We start from the raw sequence: 17424 nt of genomic DNA, 5'->3' as shown, positions 1-17424 counted from the left end.
AGTGATTATTCCGGATGTGATATCACTCACTGGGTTTATACTAATTTTATGTCAGTTCGGGCTACATTAACTACATTAATCATCAGGATAGAATTCTAAGGCTACACAGACAAAACCTGTAGCGGCTTCCCTTTTGAAAGCCTAATTGGTCGAAAAGTTTCAAGAACTCAGAAAAAAACTTGGTTGATATCAGTTATTGATATAGTTCTCTAAATCTTCAATTTGCGGTGCAGGCAACTGATTGAGTACTCGCCACAGAATGGTGTAGCTGCCATCAGGACGGCGACGGACGGCACGGAAGGCGATAATAGTGTCACTGCTAGGCACTTGTCCTAATTGCTGCCTAATCCGACTATTAGGGCGAGAAATGGGTTGAGGATTCAAGAGAATTGGTGGAAGTTGGAATTGGAGCGATCGCACTAAATAAGTATGATTTAATTTGGCTGTAGCACCAGCTAACAATATTTGATTTTGCTGCCAATTCTGATCTTTACCTGTTAAAAACCTTTGTCTGTCTATTTGTAAGGCTTTTAACTGTTTGGGTGGCTGATAATTGAGTAAAAATTCTCCCGTAGACGAGGAAACAGCCTGTAGCCTGCCATCTAACTTTTCTAAGGGTACATCACCCACATCGATGATGAAGCCATAATTTATCCCTTGATGGACTAACTGGAAGTTATCACCAATCATCTTCAATGCTAAACTAGGAATAAAATCTTCCTTAACCTCACCCACAGAGGGAAAAGGATAACGCTCACTCACACTGGCTTGTAATCTATTCTGGGGAAGATTCAACGGCCGACGGTACGCTGAATCAGGTAATACCCGAAAGATTCCGGTGTTAGGCAGTTGTAAAAACTGAGCGTAGGTTTGTTTTTCTTGGGAATCAATGTCGTAAGCAAATCGGTCAAGTGTCGCAGCATCTTTCTGAGGATTGATAAATTTAATATTTTGCGGAAATGCTTTTTGGACTGCTGTCAAGATTTGATTAACGGTTTTGATAGTACTAATAGTTTCTTCCGGTACAGCAATAGCAGGTTGGATAGGCGCTACATAGTTGGCTATAGCTGTTTTTGCAGTGTTGCCAACTACTGGTAATGGGAATGAAGTTAAGTTTGGTTCCCGACTTGAAAAAGGTGTTGCTGGGTTGCCGAGATCAGGACGCTGCTTTGGTGCAATGGAAAGCACAGAATCTGAGTCATGTTCTCCCGAAACCAACGGTAACGGTTTAACTAAGGCTAACTCACCTCGTCGAGACAACAACCGATCTACAACTGGGTACAACTTCCCTAATTCCTGGCTAGAAGCGTACAAAGAGCAGTAAATTTGTGATTGGGACTCAGTTAACTGCACAACTACAGAAGACTGTGGAGACAACTCTCCTGTTGGGGTACACAATGTTTTCGGACTTGAGTACTGACCTGCGAGAAAAGTATCCACAGCATGAGTAAAAATGGTTAATTGTCCCCGCACGGATCTCATTTTGTTGGGATCTGGGCTGCTCAGTGATTGCTCAAGGCGAGCAGTTAAAAAAATTTGCTGCTGTACAAGGCGCGCAGCTGTGGTATAAAAGCTTTCAGATGCTGACTCTGAAGAAATATTTTGACTCAGGTCAGATGAGGGGTAGTATTCCATAGCTAAGGTGCTGTTAGGAATAGAAACGAACGTAAAAGGGAGCAAAATTCCTAAAAAGATTTTTCTCATGTCAAAAACGCAGATCAGATAGGAGTACGAAAAATCTAAAATAGATATTAAATTGAAAGAAAACAACGATCATTGACAACCGTCAGTCTATTTTACTTTCTGTAAAGCGTCGCCAGGTTGTTACCAGTGCTGAAACACGATTACATGCAAGTTTCCCAGGATCAGCCTATCTATTCTGAGGCTCCACTCCAACTGTTACTGTTTGTTGATGGACGACCACAATCCCGACAACAGGTGCAGCGAATCCGCGCCTACTTAAAAGAATTAGAAGCTGAGTATAGTTTTGAACTTCAAATCATTGATGTCGGGCAGCAACCATATTTGGCGGAACATTTTAAATTGGTAGCCACGCCCGCTTTAATCAAAATCCATCCCGAACCCCAGCAAACCCTTGCTGGAAGTAATATCATAGCTCAATTGAAAACCTGGTGGCCTCGCTGGCAAACTACTATAGACGCATTCTTAAAGTTACAAGAAGACTTACAAGAACGTATAGATGAGAATGTCCGGGGGATATCACCTAAATCTACAATCCGTTCTGTCGCCGTTTCTGCTGAACTGATCAAACTTTCAGACGAAATTTTTCACCTGAAACAGGAAAAAGAGAAACTGGAAGAACAGCTACAGTTTAAAGATCGAGTGATTGCAATTTTGGCACATGATCTCCGTAATCCTTTGACAGCTGTGGCGATCGCTATAGAAACTCTCCAATCCAACTACAATCCCGAAAAAGGTGATTTTCTGCGTCTAAAACCAGCCATGACGGCTTATTTATTAAAACAAGCCCGTAGTCAAACAAAGATTATTGATCGGATGATCGCGGATCTTTTAGAAGTTGGTCGTGGCGATGATACAGAATTTCCGATCACACCGCAAAAACTGGAACTGGGAAAACTTAGTTTAGATGTCTTGGAGGAATTGCGCGATCGCTACATCGCCAAATCGCAAAGAATAGAAACCGATATCCCCCAAGACTTACCCTGTGTGTATGCAGATCCAGAACGCATCCGTCAAGTTCTAGTAAATCTTTTGGATAATGCCATTAAATATACTCCTGCTGGGGGCTGTATTAGCTTTGCTGGGCTACACCGCACTACCCAAAAAGTACAGTTTAGTATTGGCGATACTGGCCCTGGTATTCCCCAAGAAAACCGCGATCGCATCTTTGAAAATCATTTCCGACTACAACGTGATCAAGGAACAGATGGGTATGGACTTGGTCTTTCTTTATGCCAACGCATTATCCGGGCGCACTATGGTCAAATTTGGGTAGACTCAGCCCCTAATGGTGGAGCATGGTTCCATTTTACTTTACCAGTTTATCCATCTTAGTTATTATTCATTAGTAACCAACTTAAATGAGTAAATTAATAAATGCCAAATCCATTGATGTATCAACAAGATCACTTTGTGGTTCTGGAAACTAACCAACCAGAACAATTTTTGACCACTTCCGAGTTATTAGAAAAGTTAGAAAATATTTTGCAACAACTTAAATTTGAGGACTTACCTCCCGATGTCCAAAAATTTAAGTTGCTATCAGAGCAAGCACAATATTTAATTGACACTAGTTGTGAGTTAGATATTGGCCCTGGAAAATATTTTCAGTGGTATGCAGTACGTTTGGAAAAGTGAATACAGCAGGAGTCAGAAGAGGACGCGGGGACATGGGAACGCGGAGACACGGGGACGCGGGGACACAGAGACGCGGTGACGCGGAGACACGGGGATACGGAGATGGGGAGATGGGGAGATGGGGAGATGGGGAGACGCGGTGACGCTCTTAAAGAGGGAAGCGGGGATACGGAGATGGGGAGATAACTCAGGACTTAGGCAATTAGGATTGAGTAGTAATTAAAGCTAGTTCAATTTTATCTTCAGCCGGCTGTGTAATTTTTACCTCGACGTTAGGAGCAAAATATTTGGTCATTTTTTCCTGTTTTTGATGCCAAATATCTACTGGGATCAGAGGCGAATCAAATTCTAAAATAATACAATAAGACCCATTAATTTCCGTTTCTCGTAAACCTGTGACTACTGGTCTTTCCTCATCGCTAGGACTCAGACCTAAGTAAGCAAGTGCTGTATCTAGGTGAGCTTCTTGACCGTAGCAATATCGCGTAATATCTTTGCGGATTTTGTTTTGAGTCACTGTTGCTTGTTGCTTCCGTAGTTCCAATACTGAAGGCGTGGTAGTTTGAGAGAAGGGTATTGGCTTCATTTCATTAGCTTTAAGCGCTAAACCTCCTAGAAATAGAGGAAAGCCATAGAAAAAGCCGATCAGATTGAGTGTGGCATTATCCACACCATAAGCGATAAAGCCTGTGATGATAAGTATGCCACCCACGGTTAAACCGAGTGATCCTAAAGAAAGATTGCCTAACATAATCTGAGATTATTATAATTCCTACATATATTAGTTTTATCATCATCCGTTATCAGTAATAAGTTACTGAAGGCATTAGATAAGAATTCAGCCCATTTTGCGTTAACTTTAAATTTGAAGATAGTTAAAGATTGGAAAAAAACAATGGATCTTCAGACGATAAAAGAACGAGTTGCATTAGTTCAAAGTAAGCGTGAGTACCTGCTGAGTCTACTAGAACAACCGAATCTAGGGACTTTGAGAGTTGACGTAAATCAAGCTTTGGAAGAATTAGATGATTTAATCGATGAATTTAGACGCAGTATTCCAGACACAGAAATGAATTAAGCTGAATTGAGGCTAAAATTAATCATTTTAATCTTTGCGTCGGCAATCCGTAAATTTACGGTTAAACCGACGCTATTTAGCGTTAAATAAATTATTTATTAACTAGAATTGCCTGATTTTCATACTGTCATATCATGTCCGCCTCATCACTTATCAAAAAAAATTCTCCGCGTCCCCGTGTCTCCGTGTCTCCGCGTCAGTCTAAATGACAAGTATATCTCTGACGAGACGCTACGCGAACAACTGGACATGATATCACCTGTCACCTGCTATGTTTGCACAGTTCATCCCGAAAGCGAACTATTACCAGCACGTTGGCCTAGCTGTCTGACCAAAGCAATGAGTTCGGTTGTAGAAGCTTCTTTTTTACAAACGTCATCAAAGCTAGACATTGCCTTTGTACATTGTAAATGGGCTTCTTCTATGGAAGAGTAAGCTAGGATTTGAGTTTTTGGAGAAATAGATTTAATATAATGAGACGCGCTCCAACCATCCATGACTGGCATATGTAAGTCTAGAACAATCACGTCAGGGTGGCAACACTCAAACATTTCAATAGCTTCTTGACCATTACTTGCTAAACCTACTACTTGAATATTCTCTTGGCAAGCAAGGGCTAACTTTAAGCTTATGCGGGTCAGTTCATGATCGTCAACGACTAAAACACGCAAATTAGGAGACGGACGAGACAACATTAACATTCCCTGCTATAAAAATTATGTACGGTAATCTCTATAGTTTATGGGAATCAGTGCCGACATCACTCTATCTTATGGTTGAATACATGGGGTTTTTATATAAAAAATCATCAAAGAATTGCTCAGAAAAATAAAGTTTTCCTAAAGCACTTAATTTAGTACCTTTTTAAGGTATATGCAATTTTTTTCCGAGGCAATTAGATTTTAAATCATGCCGACAGAACGTAAGACCATAGACATAAGAGTTTGTTGTGAATTAGTTTCGGGACAATCATCAAAAGCACGTCTTTGGATATAACTATCATTCGATTGTAAATCCCAAGCTTGACGATTATCTGCCAACATAATTCCCAAAACTTCTTGCAAATCCTTAGCAATATCTGGGTCTTTAATTGGGGTAATGACTTCTACTCGTCTGTCTAAATTGCGGCGCATCCAATCAGCACTACCAATATATATTTCTTCTTGACCATTATTATGGAAGTAAAAAATGCGGGAGTGTTCTAAAAATCGCCCAATGATGCTAATAACGCGAATATTTTCGCTGATGTCTTTGAGTCCTGGACGCAAACAACAAATACCACGGATAATTAAATCAATTTGGACTCCGGCGCGGGAAGCTGCATATAAAGTAGCGATGGTTTGCGGATCGACGAGGGCATTCATTTTAGCGACAATGCGACCAGAAAAGCCATTTTTGACATTTTCGATTTCTCGGTTAATTAGTTCGAGAAAGCGATCGCGCATATTCACAGGTGCTACTAATATTTCTCGATAAGACTTTTGGCGAGAATATCCTGTCAAAAAGTTAAACACATCTGTTAAATCAGCACCCAATTCTTCCCGACAACTAAACAATCCCAAATCTGTATACAGTCGAGCCGTTTTCGGGTTATAGTTACCCGTACCAATATGCACATAACGCCGTATCCGGTCTTTTTCGCGTCGCACTACGAGGACAATTTTACTATGGGTTTTCAGCCCCACTAATCCGTAGACAACATGGACACCAACTCTTTCTAAACGCCTTGCCCAGTAAATATTATTTTCTTCATCAAACCGCGCTTTTAATTCCACCAACACAGAAACTTGTTTACCATTTTCAGCAGCAGCAATTAAGGCGTTGACGATGGGTGAGTCGCCAGAAGTGCGGTAAAGAGTCATTTTGATGGCTAACACATTGGGATCATGGGCAGCACTAGTAATAAAGCGTTCCACTGTGCCGGAAAAAGATTGATAGGGATGATGTACCAGCAAATCTTTTTCCCGAATGATGGAAAAAAAGTCTTTTCCTTCTTCCAGTTCCAATACATTTGGATCTACGCTTGGTTCTCTGAGGCGTTGCAAGCGTGCAGGCACTACAGACTGCCGTGGTGTGTCTTTGAGTTCTGGAACCGGCAAGGCCATAAAATACATTAAGTCTCGCAATCCCAAAAGACCATCTACTTCGTAAATATCGTTTTCGGTTAATTCTAAATCTTGTAATAACCTGCAACGCACAGATTGTGGAGTTTGAGATTTAATTTCTAACCGTACCGGAGTTCCACCCATACGACGTTTGCGGAGTTCCTGTTCAATGGCCAATAACAGGTCTTCTGCTTCATCTTCTTCTAGTTCTAGGTCAGCATCACGAGTAATGCGGAAGGGGTGATATTCTTGAATATTCATCCCTGGAAATAGAGATTCTAAATTATGTGCGATCGCTTGTTCTAACGGTACACCTGTCCAATAAACAGTTTGTCCGTCTTGGCGAATTCCCAAATCTGGAGGTAAAGGCAAAAATCGCGGTAAGACTTTGGGGACTTTGACTCGTGCAAAAAATTCTTCTTCTGTATCTGGGTTTTTCAGGACTACTGCCAGATTTAAGCTGAGATTGGAAATGTAGGGAAAAGGATGACTAGGATCAACAGCCAGAGGAGTCAGAACCGGAAAAATTTGTTCTTCAAAATAGCTATCTAGATAATTCCGCTGTTTTTGATTCAGTTCTATATAATCTAGGATGTAAATCCCCTGATTTGCTAGTAAAGGTTGCAGTACTTGCTCAAACTGTTCGTTCTGTTTTGTGACTTGGGGACTAAGTTTGAGGCGAATATCATCTAGCTGTTGTTGCGGTGTGCGACCATCAGGGGTTAATAAATTGACTTTTGCTTCTACCTGTTGCTTTAAAGCCGCAATCCGCACCATGAAGAATTCATCTAAATTAGAACTGAAGATTGCTAAAAATTTCAGGCGTTCTAAGAGGGGTGTACGCGGATCACAAGCTTCATGCAACACCCGACTATTAAACTCTAACCAACTTAACTCACGATTTATATAGTATTGTGGATCACTTAGATTAAGGCTGGGGTTGCTCTTCTTAGATTTTGGCATGATTACCTAAGGGCTAGTAGATGTCGCCCATTCAACATCAGGGGACTCTACTAATATAGTAAGTCTTAGTTAAGTAAACTTTAACAGTGAGACTTCATCTGAAAGAAAATCCAGATTTTGTCAAATGTCTATTGGGTTTTCTCGGAGTTGTAAAAATGTTTCAAGCTACTCGTCGCCGCCTTGCCCTTTGGTATACTGTAGTAACTGCTGTATTGCTTCTACTATTTGCTACTGGAGTTTATGTATATGTACGCAGTACTTTAGTGGAAAGGATTGATGATACCTTAAATCATGTAGTGGAAGTTGTCGAGCGATCGCTCGTCATTGAACCCGTTAACCTGCAAATAGATCAACTCCGAGTCAATGTAGAAGCTAGTTTTCGCAACAATGCTGACACCACAGAAGATGATCACATTGACCTAGAATGGTTTAGTCCTACGGGAGAATTACTTTGGTCAACTCTCTCTGAACCTTTAAATATTCCTATTCATAATCATCCCAATGGGGAAACTGTGCGCGTAGTGGGAATGGGACGATGGGGTGATAGTAATCCTCACTCAGCAGCCAGCATCCAAGACTCAGCGCTTTTATTAAGACAAGTCACACAACGGGTGCAAAGGGGAAGACAGGTATTGGGATATCTGCGCGTGAGTCATCCCTGGTTTGAAGTCACTAAACCTAGTCGTCAGTTGATATTTGATTTAGCTTTGGGTACTGGGTTAATGGTGATTTCCGTAGCAGCTACTGGGTGGTTTCTTTCGGGTAAAGCAATGGAACCTGTGGGAGAATCTTACCAACGTTTGAAACAATTTACTGCTGATGCTTCCCATGAATTGAGAAGTCCCATTGCTTTAATTCAAACTAATGTGCAAGTTGCTCTTGCTGATTTAGAATTAGCAGAGGATTATCGACAACAATTAAAACTAGTAGAACGCCTAACCCAACGTTTAGGTAAATTAGTTAATGATTTACTCTTTCTCGCACGACAGGATAGTGGTATTAGTAAAGAGGTTTTTTCACCCTGTCCCCTAGATGCTTTATTAATGGAAGTAGTAGAAGAACAAAAACTTTTAGCTACAGAAAAAGAAATTTCCCTCACTCTCAACTTAGTTGATCCTCCCTTAGAACTCGACCCAGAATTATTGGAAAACAGCTTTACTCTGATCGGAAATTGGGATCAACTAGTGCGGTTATTTACAAATTTGATTGGTAATGCTTTGCAATATACTCCAGTAAATGGAAAGGTGACAGTGGAGTTAACACGGCTCGATTCCATCGCATTACGTTACACCAATTCCTATTTACAAATTAAAGTCAGTGATACAGGAGTGGGTATTCCCCCAGAGTCCTTACCACACTTGTTTGACCGTTTTTATCGGGTTGATCCTGCGCGTACTCATCAGATTGCTAAGACAGCTACAGCCACTACTACGGGTTCTGGCTTGGGTTTAGCGATCGCACAAGCTATTGTCGAACATCATCAAGGTCAAATTCAAGTTGATAGTATCCTTGGTAAAGGTACTACCTTCATTGTCACCTTACCAATCTCTCTTGAGAACTAACTATTGATGCAACATTTGTTTCTTGTGATAGATGAAGACAAATATACTAAGAGATTAATATACAAGTAGTTAAAACTCAAAAATTTCACATCTAATGTAAATTACCCTCGGCAGGAATTTGTCGATATTCATTGTTCCTAGCCTGGAAATTGTCTGCATTTTAGATGATGTGAAATTTGAATTGGAGGAAAGCGACTCATGCCAATTACTATCAGAAACAATATTACCTACACCTTACTCAAGAAAATTAACGAAACTGGGCAAGGAATGCATGAAGTTCACTTTAATCAAGCTGATTTTACCGGACATCAAATAACAATAGCCGACTTTTTAGGACATTTAGATTACTTAAATCAAAAGCATTATATCAATGCTGAGTTTACAGGTAATGCTTATGCAACTCAAGAAGACGTTCCTGATTTTATTCATCCCCAGGAATTTGACTTGCGAATTGCCAATACTCTCGGCGCACCAGATGGACCTTTACCTCATTTGATTACCTTTAAAAAAGCAGAAATGACGGAAAAAGGACAGCAGTTATTAAACAAACTGGAAGCTAATCCTCCGCAAGTCTCAGAGGAACAACCATCAATAGCTATTGCTGATAAAGATTTGCCTTTTTTAGAAAAAGTCATGGTAAAAAGTGGCTTACCAGATATTTTTGATGCCAGAGATGTAACTGAAGTCGTCTTCCGGGTGATGCGGGATTTAATGACAACAGAAGCAGCGGACAGAGTGGAAGCAGAACTGCATGAACCAGCGGAAATAACTACAGATAAATCCCTGCAATTAGAAATCGCAGATTTATGGCATGATACGAACCCAATTGTCGCCTTTTTGAGTCGAGTCCGTCCACCTTGGCAAGGACCAGGCATTTTTAAGATTGATAGCGATCGTTTTTTGTTTAGAGTTGAAAATGAAGGAGGAATGCCATCAACTGTAGACAGAGAAGAAGTAGTTAAAGCCGTATTTTCAGCTACGAAAGACGAATTATCACCAGAACGAATTCAAGAAGTTTCTACTTGGCTACCTGATAAAATTCGCCAACTCTGGGAACAAGCGTAAGAAAAGGCCAGAGGAGAATTACCTGTTACCTGTTACCCATATTTTCAGAGGAGAGAAATAATAATGAATATTAACAAGTGTACTCAATTAATTGGGACGGTTTGTGGTGGATTACTGATGAGTTTACCAGCCATTCCCCAACTAGTTATGGCACAAGCAACCACTGCTAAAGTTAATCCATGTCCTAGAATTTTCTACGAAGAACCACATAACAATCGCGTATTAGTTCCCGCAGGATGTCCTCCCAATGCTTTAACTCAGCAATTCATGAGACAAGGACTAATTACCCCAAATCAAAGCGGCTTAAGTGTTGGTGGTGAATCATCCTCAGTACTTAATCCCAATCCTGGTATTTTTAATGAAAGTCCTTATAATCTTTCTCAACGAAATTCTCAGCCAGTCAGCGCTACAATCCCTCAACAACAAGCAGTAGAAACCCGTTCCCCTGACAGTGGGTTACAACCACCAGCACCAGAACAAAGACAAGAACCCAGTACGAGAATGGCGCTGGCAGATGGCAAAGCAAATATCATGTTGATTAATGATACCGGAGCAGATGTAACTTATCAAGTAATTGGTGATACAGCTCCACGCATATTAGCAGGGAAGTCAAGCACGAATTTAACAGATTTAACCACACCAGTAACGGTGACATTTCAGCGGGAAGACAGAGGATTACTCATGGTAACTCCTAAAGCTGCTAGGGAAAAAGGAACCTTGGAAGTGACATTTAAAGAAACAACTGATGTCAACCAGGATAAAAGTGCAATGATAATTCAAGCAAATGGCTCAGTTTTTTTAAATTAGTTTTTTATCAGTTGTAATACTTTTCTGAAGATGAAGTTGCATAGAATAGGATTTCAATCAAGAATTATTACCTGCACATAAAGACAGATGAATTCATGGATTTGATGATTCTATGCTACTTCACATAAAATTGGTATCACCACTTTGCTATAGTTGTGATTAGTTACTGACCAATTACTAATCATCAAGAAGACTAACGTTTTGGTAATTCATTAATCTTATATAGCAACTTCGCTTCTTGTTTTACATCTTCTAATTTTCTCGCTAGTGAAAGCGCCTGTTGATAAAAATTACGTGCTTTGCCATAATTCCCTATTTTTTCATAAAGTTCACCAGAAGAAATAAAATATTTAAATTCTTCTGTAGGACTATTTAAAAATTTGGCAATTGTTAAACGTTGTTCTAACAATTCTAACGCCCGTTCATAGCGACCAACCGCAGCATGAGCCGTAACTAAACCATCAATTGCTCGTAATTGGTTAGGACGATCAAAATTGATTTTAGCTAATCGCATTGCTGCTCCATAATTACCTATGGTGTTTTGATAGTCTCCTACCATCAGATAAGCTTCACCTAAATTATTTAGAGTATTGACTTCACCAATAACATCACCTGTTTGTCGGCGAAAACCTAACGCAGTTTCAGCTAATTTTACGGCTTGGTTATAATCACCTAATCTCGCAGTTACTAAACTTAGATTACTTAAAGAAAGTCCTTGTCCTTCAATGTTTTCCAGATTGCGAGCAATTACCAATGCATCATTAATAGTTTCTCCTGCTGCTTTTGGTTCACCTTTTTGTAATAACACAGTTCCCAGATTATTTAAAGCAAAAATCTGATTTTGAAAATCTTTATTATCACGAGCTATTCCTATCCGGCGACGTAAAACATCTTCTGCTTCTTTGATATTACCTAATTTGATATAAGCACTAGCTAGTAAATCGTAAGTTATACCTTGGGCGGTTATGTCACGAATTGAGTGATAAATCTCTAGTGCTTGCAATCCTGATTGAATTGTTTTATCTGCATATCCTGAAGCATATTGTTGCCTACCTAGACGTACCAATCTATCTGCTTCTTCTCTTAATAGTCGTTCCGCAGGATTATTTAAAGGACGGTGGATTTGTTTGGTAATATCAATAGCACTAGCTACTGTAGGACTGAGCAAACAAGCAAATAGTAAAATATAAAAACTGCCATATTTTAATTTATTGACTTGCTGTCTGGCTGGATGAGAATTTAAGTTTAGAATGGTATGACCTGATAAAAAATTCCCATGTTTCATAACACTTACCCGTGAAATTTTGGATTTAAGTAGAAGGTTTAAGAAAAAGTTTTAGTGCTTAACCGAAGAATCTAGTACATAACAGCATCAGTCAAGTAAGGATTAAAAATTGCTAAAAAGCTGATAGAATTTGCTTTTTAAATTTTTAATGTTTAATTTTTAATTCTGACGAAGTGGTACTAGCTACGTTAGGACTGAGTTAAGTTTTCGCCTAAGTAAATAGCGCGAATATCAGCAGGTAATTTGTCTTCTAGCATACGATAACCTTCTTGGAGAAAATTGGCTACTTCTCCCGGAGAAATATTTTCTCCTTCAGCTTGTAGATAAGCCGCAATTCTAGTTTCACTCCAGTGAAAGGTTTGCGCCATCAGCACTATTAAGCGTAACACTGGTTGTAGTTGATTTAATGCTTGTTCTACATAACACCATAATGGCGGTGAAGTAGCCTGGAGAGAATAATGAATTGCTTCAGTTGGTGGTAATTTAATTTCATTAATGCAGAAAGCAGTGATGTTGATTAACCAGTTTTGCAGGGTTAAATCTTGTTTTCCTGTTTCCGGGTTAGTTAAATCGAGTCCACCGAGTTCATAATAGATATGTCGCCAGGTGAGAGCAAACAGATAATCGGCTTGCACAGGCGATCGCGCTGAATGTTGAATCAAGGTGTAGACTATAGGGCTATAGCGGCAAAAAATCACCGTAAAAAACTTGCCACAATCTGGATAGCGCTGAAATAGGCTCAGTAGTTCCTGGTCACTGTGATGAAACAGCGACTTAACCAGGGGGTGATTAGCTTCGGGAAAGTGAGGAATTTGCACAAGCCTTTAAATAGTAGTGGTTAAAATATACAGGTTAATGGTCATTGGTCATTGGTCATTGGTAACTGGTCATTGGTCATTGGTCATTGGAGAAGACGTAATTAAGTTATTCTTAATTTTCTCCGCGTCTCCGTGTCTCCCCATCTCCGCGTCTCCCCATCTCCCTGTTCCCTGTCTCAGACTATGAGATAAACTAAAAACAAGAACTTAATGTTAGTCTTAATCGACAATACTAAAAGCGGCTCCCTCATATAATATTCGTTTGTTCATGGTTATAGCAGCTAGTTTGATACCGTTCCTGGTTAGTCATTTTACTCTAGGCTCGTTTTTACCGTCTTTGCCCTTGGATAGCCTTTTCTCTACCCAAGGCATTATGGTTATGCTGTTGGCGGCTTATGCTGGGGCTATGTGGATGTTTCTCACTAGCGCCCCCAAGGTACATACTGTCATGGTGTCGGATTTGGAAATTGCCCGACAGTTGTATGAAGGGTTACTAGATTTGCCAGCGGCGGAAGTACCTTTGCACTATTACTACAACTACGAACAAACCATTGGTGCGACAGGGATAGACCCGCTGTATATGTCTACCAGTCCCAGTTGGTCAAATAAAGCGATGAGTAATGCCAATGATGGGTTGTGGTATCAATTAAAGAAAAATACTCAACTGCACATTATTACTGGTGCAAGTTTGGGGATAAAAAATCAGCAACGTCACGTTTGTTTTGACCGCGAATGTCTGGAATTGATTTTAATGCGGGTGGAAGTACGGGGTTTGAAGTTTAAGATTCGCAATCAAAAGCCTTTGAATTTTTTGGTGAAAGATTATGAAGGGCGTGTGATTGAATTGGCTGAGGTTGCAGCGTAGGGGCGGGGTTTCCCCGCCCTCATAAATCAATTATCATAAGGGTGTGTTGGGGTTTTCCTGATATACCCTTAAATTTTTATTAATGAACCGCGAAGGCGCGAAGGACGCGAAGAAAGAAGAGAAGAAGAGAGAGTTTTATCGTAAGCCGTGGCAAACAAAAGCAGCCCAGTAGCGAGGATGTGCAAAGGGAAATTCTGGCTCAGATGTTTGAATTTTTTGTTTTATAAGTCTATTTATTTTGGCATGAATATTATATTGATCCTCCCATTTTGAATACTCAACTGAATTACGATTATATTGTTGTCTATTTCCTATTAGTTCTTTTTCCTTTTCATCTATTTGATTTGATATTTCTGCTAAATCTGCTTTTCTTAGTTCCCGCAGTTTAATTTGCGCGTGTTTTAAAGATTCTGGTCTATTTTTACCTTGTTTTCTCTGTTGATAGTAAAAAATGGAAAATAGCGATGTTGCTAAATCATCAACTGACCATAAAGAACTAACTACACTTCTAGCACCGGCACATAAAAAGCCTGTAGAAAGTGTAAGAATATCATCAGTTAATGGAGTTGTACCTAAATTGGTTTCGCAGCAAGACAGAAACACATCGACAAGATTAGGTAAACGCCAACCAGGTGACATCAATTGTCCTAAAGTAATATTACCATCAGCTAATTTTAAATATGATTCTAAAGGATTATATAAACAAGATTCGGCATGATGACAAGAGTGGAGAATTTGCACTTGTTCAGCTAGTTGTCGGTAATTTTCAGGAGTGGCTTGACTACTACCTATTAATCTTTTATCTACTGGAATATTATACATTTTGGCGATTTGTTCACCTTCAAATCTAGCGCAAGGTAAATCATCTGTTGCGTCTTCTACAGTTCCATATTGCAGAGAATTGATATCTAATGTTTCTAAATTGGGGCGTTGGTGACAAAAATCTAAAATTTGACAACTGGGAGTATAACGAATGAGGAATTTATCTACTAAATGTTCTTGATATTCTCCTGTGGGTAAAGCCGCAAAAGGAATTTGATGTAGTAGGAGGTGAGGTACTATAATTAATTCCTCTATTCCTTGAAGATGTTGGTCAATTAGTTCTGATAATTGCAAACGTTGAGAAAGTTCACGCAGAATAGTTTCGATTTGACTTTCCCATTTTTTAGACTTTTTTTCTACATATTCTTTATAAGGTAATAACCAATTATGAACAATCCAATTTTGGAACGTCTCTAAACCTTCTCCGGTGCAAGTATGAAGAGTTATTCTGTCTTTTCTGACTATAAAAATATGGGTGTCAGTGTTCGTAGTATAGAAACTTAAAATTGCTGTAGTTGGATTATCAATTAACTTTTGGATATCTGTCAGACTAAGAGGATGAACTTGAATTTCTCCAGCTAATACAGGATCTTCACTTCTTATCTGTTCCCAAACCTGCTTTTTTTCTTCTTCTAAAAATTCTATTTTTTCATTATATGCTTGGTAAACTGCCCGTGTTTCGCTGCGGTTATTTTCTGATTTATGCTGTTGACGTTCTGCGTCAATTAATTGTTGTAATTCTTCATACTGCTGTAATAACTCTTGGACTTTTGGTGGTATATTCTCACTTTGAGAGAGATTATTACTTGCCATTAAGTCTACCAGACGTTTGGAACGCGAACGTTCAGAATATTCAAAGGCTTTATCTATTTGTCCAGAATTGATACAAGCTTGTATTACGTTTTGGTAAATATCAATAGATTCTTGTAAAATCTCTTGACGACGTGATTCTGATTTTGCCCAAATGCGGCTAGTTTCAACTGCTTCAATGGCTGCAAAATAACCTTCTATAGCTGTCTGCCAGATTCCAGCAGAGTAAGCGGTATTACCTAAGTTTCTTCCAGTTCTAAGACAATCTAGTGGTAAGATTAATTGTTTGTATACAACTAGGGCTAACTGAAAATGTTGTATTGCTTCTATAAAACGTCTGTGTAAATTATATATATGTCCAATATTTGTGTGAGTTAATGCCCAGTCTTCTGGAAATTCTTCTTGAATACGAACTTTTAAAGATGCTTTAAAAGCGGTTATAGCTAATTCTAAGTTTTTCTCTGTATCTCCTTTAGAAAGCTCACCATAACAAATTCCTAAATTCATTTGAGCCATAGCCCATTCGTAAGGAAACGATTTTTGTGTGCGAAATTCTAAACATTTTTGTAAAGCCATTATAGCCAACTCTAAATTATCGGCTCTACGTCCATAAATTCTATCAAGATAAGCAATACCCAGGTTATTTTGAGTTGTAGCCCATGCTTCAATAAAAGTTTCTTGATTGAAAATTTCCAAAGCTTTATTAAAAGAATCAATTGCTAATTCTATTTTCTCTTCTCTATCTTCTCTGAGAATCTCCAGATAGGCAAGTCCCAGATTATTTTGTAAATTAGCCCATTCTTTAGGAAAGTCTGTCTGCGTAAAAACTTTCAAAGCCTGTTGATAACACTTTATAGCCAATTCTATATTTTCTTCTTTTTCACCTTTAATACGATAACGATAGGCATTGCCTAAATTTTCTTGAGTTTCAGCCCATAGCTTAGGAAAAGCTGCCAATGTTACAACTTCCAAAACTTCTTGGCAAGTACTTGCAGCTAATTCTAAGTTTTCTGCTTTATTTTCTCGAAGTCTTTCACGGTAAGCAATTGCCAGATTGTTTTTGCTCATAGCCCAAAATTCAGGAAAAGCTTCTTTGGTACGGACTTCCAAAGCAGATTTTAAGGCAGTAATAGCCAATTCCAGATTCTCTACTTTATTCCCTTTTATACGCTTGAGATATGTACCTCCTAAATTATTTTGGGTTTGCGCCCATTCTTCGGGTAGATTTTCTTTATTAGTCACTTGTAAACAACTTTGCAAAATAGCAATAGCCAATTCCAAATTCTCCGCTTTATCTCCTTGGAGACGATTAATATAACTAACGGCTATATTTTGTTGAATTATGAACCATTCATGAAAAAATAGTTCTTGTGTAAAAACAATTTGTGCTATTTCATAACCAGTGAGAGCAATTTCTATACTTATTCCTTGATTTATTAAAGAAAAATTAGTAATTAGGTTACTCAAATTGAAAATATTATTTGCTAAAACTTCTGGTTCTATTAATTTCTCTTTGAGGCTATTAATAGCCCAGGATTTTAAAATTTTGGAAAAATCTTCATCAAATTTATCTATATTTTTTTCTAAAACAGGATAGACAACCTCTGAATTAGCTCCGCTACTAGAAATTGCCTGTAACACCATCAGAATAAGTTCAACATAGTTTTCTGCTGATGATACTTGACCTATAGCCCCAGAAATTGTGAGAGCAACATTACGCATAAATATAGCATTATCTTTATCTCCTTGTTCTGATAGACCTGCTGCTACTTGCTTTATTGTTTCTACTAAACCTGCATCTATTAGGCTTTCATTAGCCTTTAAAATTTTAGCTTCTTCACCATATTCAGAGTTAAGTAGCTGACTTATCAAGTTTAGATAAGCTTTAATCCGGGTTTCGCTCAT

15 protein-coding genes are annotated in these 17424 nt (G+C 38.9%); 8 read left to right on the top strand and 7 right to left on the bottom strand.

Annotation, left to right across the window (positions count from 1 at the left end):
* Positions 1 to 189 precede the first annotated feature (189 nt).
* Complete coding sequence (locus H6G59_RS07560) at positions 190 to 1704, bottom strand: hypothetical protein (protein WP_190712983.1); 1515 nt, start codon at positions 1702 to 1704, stop codon at positions 190 to 192.
* A gap of 126 nt (positions 1705 to 1830) precedes the next feature.
* Between H6G59_RS07560 and H6G59_RS07555 the strand changes: the two genes are divergently transcribed.
* The 3 genes from H6G59_RS07555 to H6G59_RS07545 are packed head-to-tail and all read left to right on the top strand — an operon-like array spanning position 1831 to position 3482.
* Positions 1831 to 3036 carry a histidine kinase gene (locus tag H6G59_RS07555; protein ID WP_190712981.1) on the top strand — a complete coding sequence of 402 codons (1206 nt, stop codon included), beginning with the start codon at positions 1831 to 1833 and terminating at the stop codon, positions 3034 to 3036.
* A 42-nt stretch (positions 3037 to 3078) separates the two neighbouring features.
* Complete coding sequence (locus tag H6G59_RS07550) at positions 3079 to 3339, top strand: CRR7 family NDH-1 assembly protein (RefSeq protein WP_190712979.1); 261 nt, start codon at positions 3079 to 3081, stop codon at positions 3337 to 3339.
* Complete coding sequence (locus tag H6G59_RS07545) at positions 3336 to 3482, top strand: hypothetical protein (protein ID WP_199331970.1); 147 nt, start codon at positions 3336 to 3338, stop codon at positions 3480 to 3482. The genes H6G59_RS07550 and H6G59_RS07545 overlap by 4 nt, the downstream gene beginning before the upstream one ends.
* A 59-nt stretch (positions 3483 to 3541) precedes the next feature.
* Here H6G59_RS07545 and H6G59_RS07540 read toward each other — a convergent pair whose 3' ends face one another.
* A complete protein-coding gene (locus tag H6G59_RS07540; protein ID WP_190712977.1) occupies positions 3542 to 4090 on the bottom strand; it encodes a DUF2854 domain-containing protein in 549 nt (182 codons plus the stop codon).
* A gap of 144 nt (positions 4091 to 4234) precedes the next feature.
* Here H6G59_RS07540 and H6G59_RS07535 point away from each other — a divergent pair, with 144 nt between their 5' ends.
* Positions 4235 to 4417: a hypothetical protein gene (locus tag H6G59_RS07535; protein ID WP_190712976.1), complete on the top strand. Its 183-nt coding sequence runs from the start codon at positions 4235 to 4237 to the stop codon at positions 4415 to 4417.
* Between the two features lie 284 nt (positions 4418 to 4701).
* Here H6G59_RS07535 and H6G59_RS07530 read toward each other — a convergent pair whose 3' ends face one another.
* Positions 4702 to 5118 carry a response regulator gene (locus tag H6G59_RS07530; protein WP_190712974.1) on the bottom strand — a complete coding sequence of 139 codons (417 nt, stop codon included), beginning with the start codon at positions 5116 to 5118 and terminating at the stop codon, positions 4702 to 4704.
* 201 nt (positions 5119 to 5319) lie between these two features.
* Complete coding sequence (gene ppk1, locus H6G59_RS07525; protein ID WP_190712973.1) at positions 5320 to 7485, bottom strand: polyphosphate kinase 1; 2166 nt, start codon at positions 7483 to 7485, stop codon at positions 5320 to 5322.
* A 155-nt stretch (positions 7486 to 7640) separates the two neighbouring features.
* On the opposite strand from ppk1, the gene H6G59_RS07520 reads away from it, so the two are divergent.
* The 3 genes from H6G59_RS07520 to H6G59_RS07510 all read left to right on the top strand — a co-directional run bounded on the left by H6G59_RS07520 (position 7641) and on the right by H6G59_RS07510 (position 10919).
* Positions 7641 to 9047, top strand: a complete 1407-nt coding sequence (locus H6G59_RS07520) for a sensor histidine kinase (protein WP_190712971.1) — start codon at positions 7641 to 7643, stop codon at positions 9045 to 9047.
* 591 nt (positions 9048 to 9638) lie between these two features.
* Positions 9639 to 10112, top strand: a complete 474-nt coding sequence (locus tag H6G59_RS27710; RefSeq protein ID WP_422602070.1) for a DUF2267 domain-containing protein — start codon at positions 9639 to 9641, stop codon at positions 10110 to 10112.
* Between the two features lie 63 nt (positions 10113 to 10175).
* Entirely contained in the window at positions 10176 to 10919 is a 744-nt protein-coding gene (locus H6G59_RS07510) for a hypothetical protein (RefSeq protein ID WP_190712967.1), read from the top strand.
* A gap of 193 nt (positions 10920 to 11112) precedes the next feature.
* Here the strand turns inward: H6G59_RS07510 and H6G59_RS07505 are convergent, their stop codons facing one another.
* On the bottom strand, positions 11113 to 12204 hold the full coding sequence (locus H6G59_RS07505) for a tetratricopeptide repeat protein (RefSeq protein ID WP_190712965.1): 1092 nt from the start codon (positions 12202 to 12204) through the stop codon (positions 11113 to 11115).
* A 188-nt stretch (positions 12205 to 12392) separates the two neighbouring features.
* Positions 12393 to 13022 carry a sigma-70 family RNA polymerase sigma factor gene (locus H6G59_RS07500; RefSeq protein ID WP_190712963.1) on the bottom strand — a complete coding sequence of 210 codons (630 nt, stop codon included), beginning with the start codon at positions 13020 to 13022 and terminating at the stop codon, positions 12393 to 12395.
* 268 nt (positions 13023 to 13290) lie between these two features.
* Between H6G59_RS07500 and H6G59_RS07495 the strand changes: the two genes are divergently transcribed.
* Positions 13291 to 13887, top strand: coding sequence for a glyoxalase-like domain protein (locus H6G59_RS07495; RefSeq protein WP_190712961.1), 597 nt, complete (start codon positions 13291 to 13293; stop codon positions 13885 to 13887).
* Between the two features lie 135 nt (positions 13888 to 14022).
* On the opposite strand, the gene H6G59_RS07490 is transcribed toward H6G59_RS07495, so the two are convergent.
* Positions 14023 to 17424, bottom strand: coding sequence for a CHAT domain-containing protein (locus tag H6G59_RS07490; RefSeq protein WP_242038813.1), 3402 nt, complete (start codon positions 17422 to 17424; stop codon positions 14023 to 14025).

This window comes from Anabaena lutea FACHB-196 (assembly GCF_014698305.1).
GTDB lineage: Bacteria > Cyanobacteriota > Cyanobacteriia > Cyanobacteriales > Nostocaceae > Anabaena > Anabaena lutea.
This window is presented reverse-complemented; position numbering and strand designations above follow the sequence as displayed.

Bases quoted from the DNA above. Each gene is read 5' to 3' on its own strand.
- H6G59_RS07560 (WP_190712983.1), bottom strand. From the start codon at position 1,704: ATGAGAAAAATCTTTTTAGGAATTTTGCTCCCTTTTACGTTCGTTTCT.
- H6G59_RS07550 (WP_190712979.1), top strand. From the start codon at position 3,079: ATGCCAAATCCATTGATGTATCAACAAGATCACTTTGTGGTTCTGGAA.
- H6G59_RS07540 (WP_190712977.1), bottom strand. From the start codon at position 4,090: ATGTTAGGCAATCTTTCTTTAGGATCACTCGGTTTAACCGTGGGTGGC.
- H6G59_RS07535 (WP_190712976.1), top strand. From the start codon at position 4,235: ATGGATCTTCAGACGATAAAAGAACGAGTTGCATTAGTTCAAAGTAAG.
- H6G59_RS07530 (WP_190712974.1), bottom strand. From the start codon at position 5,118: ATGTTAATGTTGTCTCGTCCGTCTCCTAATTTGCGTGTTTTAGTCGTT.
- ppk1 (WP_190712973.1), bottom strand. From the start codon at position 7,485: ATGCCAAAATCTAAGAAGAGCAACCCCAGCCTTAATCTAAGTGATCCA.
- H6G59_RS07520 (WP_190712971.1), top strand. From the start codon at position 7,641: ATGTTTCAAGCTACTCGTCGCCGCCTTGCCCTTTGGTATACTGTAGTA.
- H6G59_RS07510 (WP_190712967.1), top strand. From the start codon at position 10,176: ATGAATATTAACAAGTGTACTCAATTAATTGGGACGGTTTGTGGTGGA.
- H6G59_RS07505 (WP_190712965.1), bottom strand. From the start codon at position 12,204: ATGAAACATGGGAATTTTTTATCAGGTCATACCATTCTAAACTTAAAT.
- H6G59_RS07495 (WP_190712961.1), top strand. From the start codon at position 13,291: ATGGTTATAGCAGCTAGTTTGATACCGTTCCTGGTTAGTCATTTTACT.
- H6G59_RS07490 (WP_242038813.1), bottom strand. From the start codon at position 17,424: ATGAGCGAAACCCGGATTAAAGCTTATCTAAACTTGATAAGTCAGCTA.